The 15,988-nt window shown below is 44.9% G+C and carries 14 protein-coding genes; 13 read left to right on the top strand and 1 reads right to left on the bottom strand.

Annotated elements, in window-relative coordinates; genetic code table 11:
• From Q7A53_RS20770 to Q7A53_RS20725, 10 genes are all read left to right on the top strand, one after another.
• The coding region (locus tag Q7A53_RS20770; RefSeq protein ID WP_411791129.1) for a peptidoglycan DD-metalloendopeptidase family protein at positions 1-993 on the top strand (993 nt) is incomplete at its 5' end.
• A gap of 853 nt (positions 994-1,846) precedes the next feature.
• Entirely contained in the window at positions 1,847-2,554 is a 708-nt protein-coding gene (gene yycF / locus Q7A53_RS20765) for a response regulator YycF (protein WP_411791128.1), read from the top strand.
• Between the two features lie 7 nt (positions 2,555-2,561).
• Entirely contained in the window at positions 2,562-4,394 is a 1,833-nt protein-coding gene (gene walK, locus Q7A53_RS20760; RefSeq protein WP_411791127.1) for a cell wall metabolism sensor histidine kinase WalK, read from the top strand.
• Positions 4,391-5,740, top strand: coding sequence for a YycH family regulatory protein (locus tag Q7A53_RS20755; protein WP_411791126.1), 1,350 nt, complete (start codon positions 4,391-4,393; stop codon positions 5,738-5,740). Before walK ends, Q7A53_RS20755 begins: the two co-directional genes overlap by 4 nt.
• Position 5,741: 1 nt before the next feature.
• Positions 5,742-6,632: a two-component system regulatory protein YycI gene (locus Q7A53_RS20750; protein WP_411791125.1), complete on the top strand. Its 891-nt coding sequence runs from the start codon at positions 5,742-5,744 to the stop codon at positions 6,630-6,632.
• 15 nt (positions 6,633-6,647) lie between these two features.
• Entirely contained in the window at positions 6,648-7,442 is a 795-nt protein-coding gene (locus Q7A53_RS20745; protein WP_411791124.1) for an MBL fold metallo-hydrolase, read from the top strand.
• Positions 7,443-7,520: 78 nt separating this feature from the next.
• A complete protein-coding gene (locus tag Q7A53_RS20740; protein WP_411791123.1) occupies positions 7,521-8,750 on the top strand; it encodes a S1C family serine protease in 1,230 nt (409 codons plus the stop codon).
• Between the two features lie 716 nt (positions 8,751-9,466).
• On the top strand, positions 9,467-10,498 hold the full coding sequence (ltaE, locus tag Q7A53_RS20735; RefSeq protein ID WP_411791122.1) for a low-specificity L-threonine aldolase: 1,032 nt from the start codon (positions 9,467-9,469) through the stop codon (positions 10,496-10,498).
• Positions 10,499-10,634: 136 nt separating this feature from the next.
• Positions 10,635-10,820 carry a hypothetical protein gene (locus tag Q7A53_RS20730; protein WP_411791121.1) on the top strand — a complete coding sequence of 62 codons (186 nt, stop codon included), beginning with the start codon at positions 10,635-10,637 and terminating at the stop codon, positions 10,818-10,820.
• 356 nt (positions 10,821-11,176) lie between these two features.
• Entirely contained in the window at positions 11,177-11,641 is a 465-nt protein-coding gene (locus Q7A53_RS20725) for an NUDIX hydrolase (RefSeq protein WP_411791120.1), read from the top strand.
• 120 nt (positions 11,642-11,761) lie between these two features.
• Here Q7A53_RS20725 and Q7A53_RS20720 read toward each other — a convergent pair whose 3' ends face one another.
• Entirely contained in the window at positions 11,762-11,971 is a 210-nt protein-coding gene (locus Q7A53_RS20720) for a hypothetical protein (protein ID WP_411791119.1), read from the bottom strand.
• A 309-nt stretch (positions 11,972-12,280) separates the two neighbouring features.
• Here Q7A53_RS20720 and Q7A53_RS20715 point away from each other — a divergent pair, with 309 nt between their 5' ends.
• The 3 genes from Q7A53_RS20715 to Q7A53_RS20705 all read left to right on the top strand — a co-directional run bounded on the left by Q7A53_RS20715 (position 12,281) and on the right by Q7A53_RS20705 (position 15,986).
• Entirely contained in the window at positions 12,281-13,534 is a 1,254-nt protein-coding gene (locus Q7A53_RS20715; protein WP_411791118.1) for a M48 family metallopeptidase, read from the top strand.
• 234 nt (positions 13,535-13,768) lie between these two features.
• Complete coding sequence (locus Q7A53_RS20710; protein ID WP_411791117.1) at positions 13,769-15,418, top strand: SLC13 family permease; 1,650 nt, start codon at positions 13,769-13,771, stop codon at positions 15,416-15,418.
• 106 nt (positions 15,419-15,524) lie between these two features.
• Complete coding sequence (locus tag Q7A53_RS20705; protein ID WP_411791116.1) at positions 15,525-15,986, top strand: hypothetical protein; 462 nt, start codon at positions 15,525-15,527, stop codon at positions 15,984-15,986.
• The last annotated feature ends 2 nt before the right edge of the window (positions 15,987-15,988 follow it).

The following is a 15,988-nucleotide window of genomic DNA, read 5'->3' as shown; positions in this document are numbered from 1 at the left end:
GAGAACTATGTAAAACCCAAGAAGCTGCAAAAGCTTGAAAAACGTAAAGCTGAAGGTACGACCCCTCATATTAAACTTGGGGAATCTGCCATTATAGACGTCGCTTTAACGAAAAAGGTTTCAAAAGAAGAAGAACAAGTAAAACCTTCTTCTGTGGATACCGTACAGGAAGCCGTCAAAACCCTGCAGAAGGGTACAGCGGAAGAAAAGATACATACGGTGAAAAAAGGTGAATTTCTCGGAGAAATTGCTGACAAGTATGATCTTTCTACTAAAAAATTACTGAATATGAACCCGAAGCTTAAGGAAGATGGTCTGTTACACATCGGCCAGAAGCTGAATGTTACCGATATCGTTCCTTTGACAGAAGTACTGATTAAAGAAAAAGGGATTAAGAAAGAAACGATTAAGCATCATACCAAAGTCGTGAAAACAGATAAGCTTTATAAAGGCAAAACGAAGGTGAAACAAGCAGGCAAGGACGGCGAGAAGAAAGTCCATTACTTTATAAATAAAAAGAATGATCAAGTTGTAGAAAAAGGAACGACAAAAGAAGAAACGATTTCAAAACCTGTAGATAAAATTATCCTAAAAGGCACAAAAGTGATTCCATCCCGAGGTACCGGTAATTTTGACTGGCCTGCGGTCGGCGGTGTGATTACCAGTCACCAGGGGAAACGCTGGGGCGAGTACCATAAAGGCATTGATATTGCCGGAGTTAGCAACCGTACCATTAAAGCAGCCGACAATGGCGTGGTCGTCTCCGCTGGATATACGACGGGCGGCTACGGCAATAAGGTTGTGATTAATCATAAGAATGGCTATGAAACGCTGTATGGCCATCTGGCTTCGATTAGTGTCCGCCCTGGCCAGAAGGTGAAGCGCGGCCAGAAAATCGGCGTTATGGGGACAACAGGGGATTCAACGGGGATCCATCTCCATTTCGAAATTCACAAGCATGGCTCGCTCAAAAATCCAGAATCTTTCTACTAAATAGGAATCCGCTATGAATGCTCATAGCGGATTTTTTTAATGGCCCGTAATTTTTGGCGGTTTTTTTGGAGGCTGGCGGTTATAAGCGATAGCTGCTGGTTTGTGGTTGATAGACCTCATTTGTAGGTGCGAAAGAGGTGCTGTGATGGAGTGATAGAACGCCGAAAGTAGGATAGAATCGTCGAAAGGTCAGATAGTTTTCCATTCGGGATGGATAGAACTCTTTATTGCGTGGATAGACAGGCATATAAGAGCGATAGAGGCCCTGCGATGAGCGGATAAGCGACAGCTTCAAGAGTGTGAGATAGAAACACAGTAAATAGGATAGGTCCTCAATTAAGGGCAATAGAAGCTCTAAAATAGCTGAGAAAACGCCCGCACCAGGCTTGCTGAAAGTTAGAAAGATTCTGGCATGTGCATCTTTTAATCCCCAATTTGATATTTCCGTTCTCAAAATAATCATAAAGAGGTGGGGGAAATGGGGAGATTCCTATGGGAGGATAGGACAGGTGAGATCCCACAGGGCTCTGCCCGAGGAATCTTACCGGCCGTCTATGGAAAGCGAGTCATTTTCCTCACCTCTAACTCACGATAAAACGTAAAGGAAATCCTTATAAATTTCTACAAACTAAATATGAATGCGCTGCTCTTAGAGAATAGAATCAAAACTGCAGATGTTAGATTCCCTCCTAAATGCTCACACTAAGAAAAAAGAGAAACGCCCTCGATCCCCCATCCTATGTGTAAAAACATTGGAAATTATCAGATCCTCAGGTAATTGTAAGACATTTAGCAGTAAATAAGTTAAAATGAGGAATAGCATAGAAGTTGACGAAAGGGAAGTGAACGTTATATGGCACCACCAAAAATATTAGTTGTCGATGACGAAAAGCCGATTGCGGATATACTTAAATTTAATTTAGAAAAAGAAGGATATGAAGTCGTATGTGCTTATGATGGAGACGAAGCCATTAAGAAAGCAGGAGATGAAGATCCTGATTTAATTTTACTTGATATTATGCTTCCTAATAAAGATGGCAATGAAGTATGCCGTGAAGTCAGGAAAACACATACCATGCCGATTATCATGCTGACAGCGAAAGATGCCGAAATTGATAAAGTGCTGGGACTCGAAATGGGAGCGGATGATTACGTAACGAAGCCATTTAGTAATCGTGAATTAATCGCTCGTGTGAAAGCAAATCTGCGCCGCCAGCAGCAGGAACCAGAAGATCAAGGCCACGGGTCTAAAGATATTACGATCGGCCGTCTGGCGATTCATCCAGATGCTTATACGGTGACACGCGATGGAGATTATATCGAGCTGACCCATCGTGAATTTGAGCTGCTTCATTATCTTGCCCGCCATATTTCCCAAGTAATGACGCGCGAACATTTATTGGAAACCGTTTGGGGGTACGATTACTACGGTGACGTCCGCACTGTAGATGTTACCGTCCGCCGCCTGCGTGAAAAAATTGAAGAAAATCCAAGTAACCCTGCCTGGATTGTCACTCGCCGAGGAGTGGGCTATTACTTAAGAAATCCAGAGCAGGAGTAAGAGGCTGATGAAGAAAGTAGGATTTTTTCAGTCGGTTCGCTTAAAACTGATTGTTGTCTACATTCTTCTTCTATTGCTTGGCATTCAGGTTATTGGAGCCTACTTTGTTAAAGGATTAGAAGGCAAGCTTAAGGATAATTTTACGAGTTCTATTGAAGGTCGTATAGATACCTTAACCTATAGTTTACAGCAATCGTTTTCGGCAGATCGTACCGAAGATGACCCGACGCTCGAGACGGATGTGACAACGCTCATTGATCGGTTCAAATACAATCCAAGCAGTGAAATCACCAAGCTGCAGGTCGTGAATGATAATAAAAGGATCATTGCCTCTTTTGGATATGAAGGAAATAATATCGGCCAAAAGACTACAGAGCTCAAAGTAACCAACGCTTTGTTGATGTTCGGGTCCACGGATCCGGAAATTATGGTCGATGCCGATGAAGGAGAGCGGGTCTGGGTAGGAGTTCGTCCCATTATTGAGAACTCTGAAGCGGTCGGAGCGGTCTATTATCAAGCTGATATGAGCAGTGTTTATGATCAGCTTCAGGATATTAATAAAATCTTTGCCAAGGGCACCCTTTTGGCGATCACGATTACGGCTTTGCTCGGGATTTTGGTAGCGAGAACGATTACCAGACCGCTGAGTGAAATGAGGAAGCAGGCTCAAATTATGTCGACCGGTGACTTTTCGCAAAAAGTGACTGTGCACGGCAATGATGAGATTAGTCAGCTGGGACTTACTTTTAATGACTTGAATGATAAATTGAAATTATCTCAGGCCACAACCGAAGGGGAGCGGCGGAAACTCAGTTCGGTGCTGTCTAATATGTCGGACGGGGTTATTGCGACCGATCGCTTAGGAGCGATTACGCTTATGAATGCTCCCGCCTCTACCTTAATCGGCCAAAGCTTTGAGGACGTCCAGGGGCAGTCTTTGATCGACATTCTGGATTTAAATGAGCAGCTTTCTGATGTGTCGGAAATCGAAAACACGGACTCGATTATTACTGATTTGAGCACAGAGGATCAGCATTTGCTATTAAAAGCCAATTTCTCTGTCGTTATTAATGAAAAAGATGAAAGAGATGGCTTTATTACGGTGCTCAGTGATGTAACCGAGCAGGAGAAAGTGGAACAGGAACGCCGTGAGTTTGTGTCCAATGTTTCTCATGAGCTGAGAACCCCGCTGACATCGATGAGGAGTTATATTGAAGCGCTGAATGACGGGGCATGGCAGGATCCGGAAATCGCTCCCCGGTTTTTAGATGTGACTCAAAATGAAACCGAACGGATGATTCGGTTAGTTAATGACCTGCTGCAATTAACGAAAATGGATCATCAGGAAACCCATTTGATGAAAGAAACAGTCGAATTCATCGGCTTTCTAAATCAAGTGATTGAGCGCTTTGAAATGAATAAATATGAAAACATCGAGTTTGAACGGGATTTTCCTGATAAAGAAATGCTTGTCTGGATCGATGAGGATAAGCTGATGCAGGTACTCGATAACGTGATCTCCAACGCGATTAAATATTCTCCTGAAGGCGGAACCATTCGCTTTAAAGCTATATCCACGAGAAAACAGCTGCGTGTCAGCATCTCTGATGAAGGTCTGGGCATGCCTGCCAACACCGTCGACAAAATCTTTGATCGGTTCTACCGCGTAGATAAAGCCCGGACTCGTGAACTCGGAGGCACCGGTCTTGGCCTTGCTATTGCCCGGGAAATAATTGACGCCCATCACGGGAAAATCTGGGCTGAAAGTAAAGAAGGTAAAGGGACAACCGTTCTCTTTACGCTTCCGCTTATGAGTCAGAAGCGGAGGGGGAAATTATGAGAGTAGAGTCCGCAAAAAGCATTATTTTAATCCTGTTGATTTCATTTAGTTTAATTCTGACCGTTGCCTTATGGTATTATCAACCTGATTATAAAGAGGTTACCAACAATGAAACGGTGAAAAACACCGAATTAAACGGGGAACAGCAGACTATGGCTCAAATAATCAGGCCGGATAAAGTCGTTTTTTCGAATAATAATGGGTATTACACCTATAAGGATTCTTATAAGAACAATGAACACGTCAAACAGCTGATGGATCAGATGAAGAACTTTCCACTGCTCGATATTACCGCTACGAAAAGTAAGGGGATTCCTGAGGGCGATCGAAGTGTGGAATTACTTTTCCCTGCTTCTCTTCCTTCAGATGTGATCACTGATTTGTTTAGTATATCGGATAGCAATTCCATTGTGAGCAAAGTAGACTTTAACCGGATTTTCTTTGTGTACAAGGGCACTGCGAATGAAGACAGTTCTGCGGAAGTGGTCTTTGTAAATGACCAAAACGAGAAAGTTTTAAAGGGTCTGTTACCTAAAAATGGGGCCACCTCTCTTATCAAGGATTTAACAACCAATAAAGACGTGTTAAGAGACGAATTTCTTTATACTCCTGATCAAACCAATCATCGAATTTATTTACCCGAGAACCAGGTAGATCAGGTACCTAAGAAACTATTAACGTATAATGCGATTGACGTTGCTCCCTTACAAAATAATCTGCTGTCGGGTGACAAGGTTACGACGATTATTTCCGGCAATCAAAAAGAGCAGAGGGGAAACTATAAGAGGCTTACGTATACGGATACGTGGCTGCATTATGTGAATGTCGATTCCGCTCTCATTGGGACAGTGCCTTCCATGAGCAAGTATCAAATTATGACGAAAGCTTTAAATGAAATTAATGCGCAGATGGGCTGGACTGATACATTTAAAATAAATGGTGTGTCCACTTCTCCGCAAAAAGTAGACTATTTGATGCATTATAATGGGATTCCTGTCTTATCAAGCTCGAAAGGAACTTCCACGATTTCCATTACCTATAGTTCTAAGAATGGGAATATCAGAGAGTACAGCCGGCCATTAATTAATTTTGACTCTTACCGGTACAGCGAATCCCAGGATGCCACTCTGCCATCCGGCAATGACGTCGTGACTTATATTAAGGATTCGCCGCAGTACAATGAGCGTTTAATTGATGATATTAAAATTGGGTACAGCTTGTTTCCACAGAAAGCAGGATCTCCTGCTTACAATCTGATCCCTCAGTGGTTTGTCCATGAAAACGGAAAGTGGAAAGAACTCGATCTGGAAGAACAGGGCATCTCCAGTAGTAAAGGAGGCGAATAGAATGCAGTGGGGACAAATAAAGACCTTATTCATTCTCAGCTTCCTCGTTCTCGACCTATTTCTCTTTCAACAATTCTTAAATAAGCAAACGAATGAAGAATTAAGTACCCTTCCTCAGGAAACGGTGGATCAGAAGGACATTGATTTTTCCGCTGTTCCTAATGAGAAGGCACCGGCGATCGACGTCATCAGGGCGTCTCCCGACGAATTTACGAGTGATAATTTAAGTGAAATTGAGAAACTCGATAAGTCCGAACAAGAATATTCTATTAAAAAGAATCGGCTGCTTGTTTCCAAATTTAAAGATCCCATTAAGATTGATGAAGATCACATTGTTTCCCAGGTGTCGGAGAACATTCCTTTTGCTAACCAGTATTCGTACTGGACGTGGAACAAAGACAAAAATGCGTTGCTCTTTTTCCAAAAAGCAAATAATCGGACCATTTATTACAATAAAGGCGGATCTCTCGTCATTCATGTGAAAGATGGCAAGATGGTCTCTTACTCAGCTGCCCTCTTAAATATAGCCGACTCCAGCAGTTTCAGCAGCGGAGATGATGCAGCTGTGCTTTCTGCCAGGGATGCGGCCAGCAGCTTGAGGCCTGCACTATCCAGCGGTGATAAGATTACAGACACGAGCATTGGCTATTATTCCCGAGTGAATCTTGAATTCGGAGTAGAAAATGGGGCACAGGTGTTTAATCCTACCTGGAAATTTACTGTAAATGGGAAGAAGGATTATTTTGTAGACGGGCTTCAAGGGACGCTGCTGAATATGGAAGAGGATCAATTTATCGATGACACGATTTCGATCATTAATAAGAATATCGAGCCATCTTCAGAGACTCTTAAGCAGGCTAATGAAAGGAGCGCTGAAGGTGATGCGGAATAAATGGAGTGTAAATAAATGAGTTTGAAATTTAGTGTGCTTGCTTCAGGCAGTACTGGCAATGCCTTTTATATAGAATCTGGCGAAGAGAAGATTTTGGTAGATGCCGGGCTAAGCGGCAAGAAAGTGGAAGGACTGCTCGCTCAAGTGAACGTCGATCCGCACGAGCTTTCGCGAATTCTAGTTACGCATGAGCACAGTGACCATATTAAGGGTCTGGGGATTATGGCAAGGCGGTACAAGCTGCCGATCTATGCAAATGAAAAGACGTGGAAAGCAATGGACGGTCAGATTGGCAAGATTTCTGTCGATCAGAAGTTTCTTTTTAATATGGAAGAAACCAAGACCTTTGGCGGGATCGATATTGAATCCTTCGCGGTTTCGCATGATGCAGCTGAGCCGATGTTTTTTACTTTTCATCAGGATGGCAGGAAAGTTGCGCTTGTGACGGATTTAGGCTATGTATCCGAACGTATTAAGAAGACGGTGGAAGGTGCCGATGCGTATATCTTTGAATCGAATCATGATGTAAGCATGCTCCGGATGGGCCGGTACCCGTGGAATGTAAAGCGCAGAATCTTAGGTGATTCCGGCCACGTGTCCAATGAAGATTGTGCCCTTGCCCTGACTGACATTATTACAGACCGGACAAAACGAATTTATTTGGCTCACTTGAGCTTAGATAATAATATGAAAGACCTCGCCCGCATGTCGGTGAAGAATGTACTGGAAGAACGCGGGTTTGAGCTGGGTTCACGGATCGATCTTTATGATACCGACCCGGCAGCGGCCACGCCTATCTATACAGTTTAGAAGTTTTAAATTTTGGATTTAAAGGAAACACTACTTATAGTAAAAAGTTAAGAGGACGAAAGGACAGGTGAAGATGCTGTGGGCTATTATGATGACCACTCTCATGCTACTCAGCAACAAAAGCATCGCCGCCGCTGGATTATGCCAACCATTGTTGGAGTAATTCTCGGGGCAGTTTTAGTTTTGTTGGCCTTACCCGCGCTCGTGCAAACAGAGCTGCTCCCTTATGATATCACCATTCCAGAAGATGAAAGCGGATTGGTCAAAGGGGATACAGGATTAACAGGTACTACGACAAAGCAAGTTTCCGTGGACGTGAACACCCAGGTGACGGACATTGTAGATAAAGTCACTCCTTCGGTTGTAGGGGTCGTGAATATGCAGAGCCAGTCAGATTTCTGGGATCAGCAATCCGATTCTTCTCCTCAGGAAGCAGGCATAGGTTCCGGGGTTATTTACAAGAAGCAGGATGGCGACGCCTATGTGGTTACGAACAATCATGTAATTGAAGGAGCCAATGAAATTGAAGTTGTGCTGTCAGATGAAACTAGAGTCAAAGCCCAGCTTGTCGGCAGTGATTTATTCACCGATTTAGCCGTACTTAAAATGCCGGGAGATAAAGTGAAGAAGACGATTGAAATTGGCGATTCTGACAAGTTAAAAGTAGGCGAGCCGGCAATCGCTATCGGGAATCCATTAGGACTGAGATTTTCCGGATCGGTGACCAAAGGAGTCATCAGCGGAAAGCAGCGTGCGATTCCACAAGACTTTAATGGCGATGGATTAGAAGACTGGCAGGCAGAGGTCATCCAGACAGATGCCGCCATCAACCCGGGAAATAGTGGCGGGGCCTTAATTAATATTGAAGGACAGCTCGTTGGGATTAACTCGATGAAAATTGCCGAATCAGCCGTGGAGGGCATTGGATTTGCGATTCCGATCAACTCCGCGCTGCCGATTATCAATGAGCTTGAAAAATACGGCAAGGTAAACCGTCCATACATTGGTGTGGAAGCGTATGGTCTAGATGAAGTGCCTTCTTCAGAATGGCAGAATACCTTGAAGCTGCCGAAAGAAGTGAAAGGCGGTCTCTATATCCGAAGCATCAAACAGATGTCACCAGCGGCTAAAGCAGGACTGCAGCCTCTGGATGTAATCGTGAAGCTGGATGATAAGAAAATAGAAACCATCATCGACCTTCGCAAGTACCTCTATGACAAGAAAGATCCAGGTGACGAGCTGAAGATCACTTATTATCGTGATGGTAAGAAAGATACGACGAAAGTTACCCTGGGTTCACAAAAGTAGGAAAGAGAATCGTGGATGGCAGTATGCCATCCACGATTTTTGTCGGAAATAACTAGCTTCGTTAACTATAAAATTATGGAAAAAGTCCTATAACTATTATCCACACCCTGTGCATATTGTTCTGGATAAAAAGCATATATGGTGGCGAACATAAATTCTACTACCACATAAGAGATGCGAATATGTGTATATGTGGATAATATTGTGGACAATCTGTTTACAGCATGGGACAACCTGTGCATAAAAAAGAATTTACAAACTCTGTGAATAAGTCTGTGGACAATTGTGGGTAACTGATATCGTTACTTCTTTTTTCAGATCTCCTCAGCTTGATAAAAAGGCTTCATACCTATATTTATAGCGGTTATTTTATAAAATATTTCCATCTTATAGAAAAAATGACTTTTCCACAATACCTTTTGTAAAAACGTAAATATTAAGAATTGTAAAACTTTTTTAAAGTAAATCCTCAGATAATTCCACAATGTCATGTGAAGAACACTTGTGAATTGTGGACAACTTTTTTTACTACCTGTAGGTTCCTCTCTGCTGAATTGCTGATTTTCCCCTGACCAATCGATTAGGTCAAAGGACCCTGAATTAACGGTATACGAGAACTTGATTTCCGTTAGTTTCTCCTTTCTTCTCTTCCTTTTGGCAAAAAATTTTCCATCCGCTCGGTTGTTTCGTACAATGAAAGGAAGGAGGAGATACATATGATCGACTTAAGAAGTGATACCGTCACCAAACCTACGTCTGCGATGCGGCAGGCGGCCTTTGAAGCGGAAGTAGGCGATGATGTTTATGGAGAGGATCCCACGGTTCAGCGTCTTGAAGCTAAAGCGGCAGAGATGTTAGGCAAGGATGCGGCACTGTTCGTGACGAGCGGCACGCAGGGCAACCAGATTTCTGTGCTGACGCATTGCCAGCCGGGGAATGAAGTGCTGCTGGAGGAGAGCTCTCACCTATTTTTGTATGAAGGGGCGTCTATGTCGGCCTTTGCCGGGGTTCAGCCCCGAACGATTCCCGGCGTTAGAGGAGCGATGAATCCAGAAGATATACGTGCGGCGATTCGGCCGGAGGATGTTCATTTTCCAGAGACGGGTCTGATTTGTGTGGAGAATACCCACAACAAAGCAGGCGGTGCGATTGTGCCGTTAGAAAATATGCAGGCGATCTATGACGTAGCGCGTACACATAATATCCCTGTACATTTGGACGGCGCCCGCTTGTTTAATGCGGCTGCGGCATCAGGGATATCGGTGAAGCGATATGCCGATCAAGTCGATACGGTTCAGTTCTGCTTATCCAAAGGCTTAGGCGCTCCGGTTGGCTCAGTGATTGCAGGATCAGCGGAGTTCATTACCAAAGCGAGAAAATGGCGCAAGCGTCTCGGCGGCGGTTTGCGGCAAGTGGGGATCATAGCGGCTCCGGGGCTCGTAGCGCTAAACGATATGACCGATCGCCTGACTGTAGACCATACGCATGCCCGCCGGTTAGCAGAAGGCATTGGGAATATTCAAGGTCTCGAAATTGAAGGCAAAGTGGAAACCAATATGGTGCTTGTTAACGTGGGCAGGCTTGGACAGACGGCGGAAGAATTCCTCGAAAGAATGAAGGAAGCAGACGTCCTTGCCAATCCATTCGGGCCGCAGACGATTCGGCTGGTCACCCATTATGACGTGAATGAGCAGGAGATTGAGAAAGTTATTGAACGAGTGAACGATATAGCGGCTTCCCTGCGGTAGTCCGCTCGATACGATATGGCAAAAAAAAGTGGCATAAACCTCTGTTTCCGCACATATTTTCTAACAAAGAGCCCAATTTCTAAAACCTCCCTTGGTTTTCTCCCTTCACCGGTGGTATTAGAAACGAATCAGACATATGGAGGTGGGTCCCCTGCCGGAAGTGGAAACAGGTAAACGTGTGAAGAAACTGCCGTTCGTCCATGAGCATGCCTTCGCTGAAATGTTTGATAAAGATCGTTTCGATGATGGAATACCACTGGAGGAACTAAGCAAACACTTGCGTCGTTCGAAAACCTACTTGAGGAGAAAGAGTCGAAAGTGATTGTGAAGCTTTGAAGGGACCCGGGGCATGCCTCCGGGTTTTTTTATGTGCTGAAGATGATTTCATAAATTGAGGATAAGGAAACAAGAGAAGGGCAGAGGTTTACCCTATATGGCCGCTCCGGAAATACACTCCGCTTTTCGCGGGCGGCTGGTTTGCCTCCTCGTGCTTTCGCCCTGCGGGGTCAAACCTATTCCTTCCTCCCGCAGAAGTCTCCGTGTATTTCCTGCGCTGGAATGGTTTATTTTTTCACTTCCTATTTCCTAAGTTCAAACTGTAGACAGAGGTAGGGAAGGAAGCAGGGATTCCCGTTCTATCCAGCGAAAGGTACAAGACGGGAGAAAGGAGTGGGTCAGATGGATGTTAGATTTCAGGCAGAAGGCATCAAATTTAACTTTCGCGCGGCTGGAATTTTAATTGAAAAAAATCATGTGTTGCTACATAAGCAAAAAGAAGATCATTATTGGGCTCTGCCTGGCGGAGGAATCGAGCTGGGTGAGCGCTCTAGGGATGCGGTTGTGCGTGAGTTTGAGGAAGAATTAGGCTGCACTTGTCACGTGAAAGGACTGCCGTGGATTGCAGAGAACTTTTTTACTTATAAAGACATCCAGATGCATGAAGTGGGATTCTATTATGTGCTGGAGGCAGAAGAATCGTATTTCAGGGAAGATTCGTTTCATGGACTGGAGGGCGAACGGCTGGTTTATCGGTGGGTTCCGTTAAGTGCGATTTACGAATACCCCGTTCTCCCAGGCTTTCTGCCCGCAGGTCTTCAACACATTCCGCGTGTAACGGAACACTTAATAATGGAAGAAAAATAATAAATCTTTTTACATAGAAAAAACGCTTGAAATCAAGATTCCGGAATCTGATTTCAAGCGTTTTTCTCATTCATATATAGAAGGGCAGGCATGGTATTTCATGTCCCAGCCTTGTTTTAATTATGATTGAACCGTTGCATTGCCAGTTTCGACTTTTTTAGATTGCATATATTTGAAATAGAACATCGCCGCTGCAGCCATGTGAATCACATAGAGGACAGCAAAGATATCTTTATGAATCATTTGAGAGGAGAAGAATTCAAATCCCCAGATAAAAGCTGTTAGGAAATATAAAACGCTAGCGACTAATGAGTGATTTAAAGTTTTCATAGTTTGATAGCCTCCTTGTCCGCTAACACCGTCCGTGTTAAGCTCTGACTTTATTATAATGCCGTCCAATTAGTTTGTGCAACCCTTAACAAGCGGTTTTTAGCCTGATTTGGCGAGGGTTCACGAAATGTTCATAAATTGCAAGGTTGGTTCATTTTTTGTAGAAAAGGTAGAAATCCTAACAGGCTAAACTCTTCAGGCGTTGGTTACAATAGTAGAAGGTTTTAAAAAAAAGCGCCGGTTCTAAATCGCAGGCGATGCTCGTACATCTATAGGAGAACGATCGAACATCGAAGGGAGGAGCTCATCATGAAGAAACGCTTTGTGAAGTGGACACTGATTTTATTCCCCATCTATGCCCTCATCGCCGGCCTTTATTTGTTTAACTGGGCCGATTACGGTGTGCCGGCCGCTTATCAGGGAACGGCCGCCGACCCATCGACCTTTATGACGGCGAAACAGCTGGCGCTGAGTGAACAATTCTCTCGTGATAAGGATTTCTTGTTTTTTATTAGTGTGCCGCTGCAGTGGATCATTTACATAGGGGTGCTGGTCTTCGGTTTATCACGGCTGTTTAAAGAAGCGGGGGAGCAGGTTTCCCGGTTCACCGCGGTGAAAATCCCGATCTATGTGCTGCTGCTCTCCTGCTTCACGTGGATCATTAACCTGCCGATCGACTATATTTCCCGGCGGCTGTCGTTGAAGTACGGCATTTCTACGCAGCCGTTTGCCGACTGGATGAAGGATCAGCTGATCAGCTTCTGGCTGGATGTCGGAATAACCGCCGTATTGATTACTGTGTTATATCTGCTCATTTGCAAGTTCCAGAAGCGCTGGTGGCTGTATGCCTGGTTCCTGCTGATTCCGTTCATCGTATTTATGATGTACCTGCAGCCGGTGGTCATTGATCCCCTCTACAACGATTTTACCGAGCTGAAAGATCCTCAGCTGGAACAAAAGATTCTTACACTTGCCGATCAAGCGGATATTCCTGCAGACCGGGTCTATCAAGTGGATATGTCGAAGAAAACGAACACAATGAACGCTTATGTAAACGGTATTGGCTCGAACTTGAGAATCGTGCTCTGGGATACGACGCTCAGCAAGCTGTCGGATAAAGAAGTGTTGTTTATTATGGCGCATGAGATGGGGCACTATGTGATGCATCATCTGTATCTCAATCTGGCTTTGTCGATTGTCGGCGCGTTTATTGGCTTATACCTCGCGTATCGACTGCTGCACATTTTTATTCGAAAATGGGGCAGCGGCTGGGGCGTGAAGGGTGTCGGGGATATTACCTCGCTGCCGGCGCTGATGCTGATCTTTTCGCTGCTATCTTTTGCAGCAAGTCCGATTGAGTTGACGATTTCCCGAAGTGCGGAGAAAGCGGCCGATGAATATGCGATTCATTTGCAGGATGACACGGACGCAGCGATTGGTTCGTTCCAGGAATTGACCGTCAACAGTCTGAGTGAAGTGAATCCGCCCTGGCTGGTTAAATATTTACGGTACGGCCACCCGACGATGATGGAACGCATCCATATGCTTGAAGATGAAAAATAACAGCAGAACCGGCTCTCGATATCGAGGGCCGGTTTTCTTGTTTCACGTGAAACAAACGGTACGAAGGGCACGTTTGGAAAAGGGAGATGTAGGGAATTTTTCTATATTGTAATTATTTAGGCAAATAAAAGTAAACCAGACGGGGGACGGATGGTACGGGGATGGATGCTCTTATATGCGCGGGAAAGAAAGCGCTCACACGAAGAGGAATAATTAGATAGGAGGGAATGGCCTATGAATGCCCAAACGCTAGTGAAGAGCTATTGGAACAAGTTATGGGACATGCATGAACAAGCGAAAGACTTAATGAAATTTGCCGTTACTGGAGATTCGAGCAAGCTTGAAAGCAACGACAAAGAACAGGAAGACGCGAATACGAATGGCGACGGCCCCTCGTTTGATAAGCGTCAGAAAGTCGGATTAATTCTTGGACCGCTATTATTTGTACTTATCTTAATCTTCTTCCATCCGGGAGACCTGTCGCAGGCGGCGGTTTCGATCTTAGCCAGCACCGTGTGGATTGCCACCTGGTGGATCACCGAAGCGATCCCGATCCCCGCCACTTCTTTACTGCCGCTGATTTTGTTCCCGCTGACCGGAGGACTGGCCGGCGATGCCACAGCATCCTCTTATGGCGATAATACCATCTTCTTATTTATGGGCGGGTTCCTCATCGCCCTCGCCATGCAGAAATGGGACCTGCATAAACGGATTGCCTTATTTATCATCTCCATGATCGGCACCAGTACCGAACGAATCATCCTCGGGTTTATGGTCGCGACCGGCTTCCTGTCGATGTGGATCTCGAACACCGCCACCTCGATGATGATGGTGCCGATCGGAATGGCCGTTATTTACCAGGCCTCCGAGCAGTTGAAAAAAGAAGGCAACGGCGAAGTGGACCATTCTTCGTTTAACTTCGGCAAAGTCGTCATGCTTGGGATTGCTTACAGCGCCTCGATTGGCGGACTCGGCACCCTGATCGGAACCCCGCCGAACACGATTTTCCGTGCGGTCGTGAAAAAAACGTACGGCATTGAGATTTCCTTCGCCGGCTGGATGGCATTTGGCGTTCCGCTTGCTATTATTCTATTGGTCCTCGCCTGGGTGTATCTCGTGAAGTTTGCGTTTCCAATGAAGATCACCCAGCTGCCTGGCGGTAAAGCAGTGATTAAAAAGGAACAGCAGGCGTTAGGAGCGATGGCATCGGAAGAAAAAGTGGTGCTGACGATTTTCGCCCTGACTGCGTTTACGTGGATTATCCGTTCGTTCTTTATTTCGCCCTATTTTCCAGGAGTCAATGATACCAACATTGCGATGACCGCCGCGATCATTCTGTTTCTGTTTCCGTCGAAAAATAAAAAAGGCGACTTCCTGCTTGACTGGGATACCGCCAAAGGCTTGCCGTGGGGCATCTTGCTGCTGTTTGGAGCGGGTCTCGCGATTGCCGCCGGATTTGAAGAATCAGGGCTTGCCGAGTGGATCGGGAACAAGCTGACGATCCTCGACGGCATCAATCTGTTCCTCATTCTGGCGATTGTCGTCACGCTGGTGATTTTCCTCACCGAAATCACTTCCAACACGGCGACCGCAACGATGATGTTCCCGATTATGGCTTCGCTGGCAGGAGCGATATCGGTGCATCCGTACAGTTTAATGATCGGAGCGGGTGTGGCAGCAAGCTGTGCGTTTATGCTACCGGTTGCGACGCCGCCGAACGCCGTGGTCTTTGGTTCGGGGTATTTAAGGATTCCGGACATGGCTCGGGCCGGCTTTTTGTTAAATATAATTGCGATTGTGGTGGTGACGCTGGCGATCTATTTCTATCTTCCACTTGTGTGGGGGATTGATTTGACGCATCTGCCGGATAAGTTTCAGCAATAGAGTGGAGAGGTGGCTGTTCGCAGTCGCCTCTCTTTTTTTAGATTCTATCAAACAGCGTAGTGAAGAAAGATGCCGCCGGAGTCGCAAACAGGAAGGAGCGAAGAGTGTGAAAATCTTATCTTTGTGTATCACAGCCATGCTACTGGGTGGTTGTACCTTTGCAGGAGATGGAAAAGAAGAAGACCCTTTGTTTCTTTATAAGGGAACAAATTTATCAGACCACAAGTATATAAGCTCTATCATTAATTCACTCCCGTACAAAGACGATATGAAAAGTTTTTCTAAATATCCAGACGAAAAACAGATAACCCTGCGTTATGATGTTTCAAATAAAAAGAAATTTGGTACTATCCTTTTGACAAATGCTACTTATTTGTATTGTTTGACAAAGGACACAGAAAAAATCGTTTTTATATTTGACGATGTTAGACAAACCATCTACAAAGAAGATGTAGAAAAGTGGTATGGAAATACCGATTACGAGAAAGCTGAAAGCCAAAAGGAACTGGACGCTATGATTGAATCGTCGGCAAAAAAACATAACGGTGTAACACTTGGGAATCTGTAGGC

Source organism: Halobacillus rhizosphaerae (assembly GCF_046719735.1).
Taxonomy (GTDB): Bacteria; Bacillota; Bacilli; order Bacillales; family Halobacillaceae; genus Halobacillus_B; species Halobacillus_B rhizosphaerae.
This window is presented reverse-complemented; position numbering and strand designations above follow the sequence as displayed.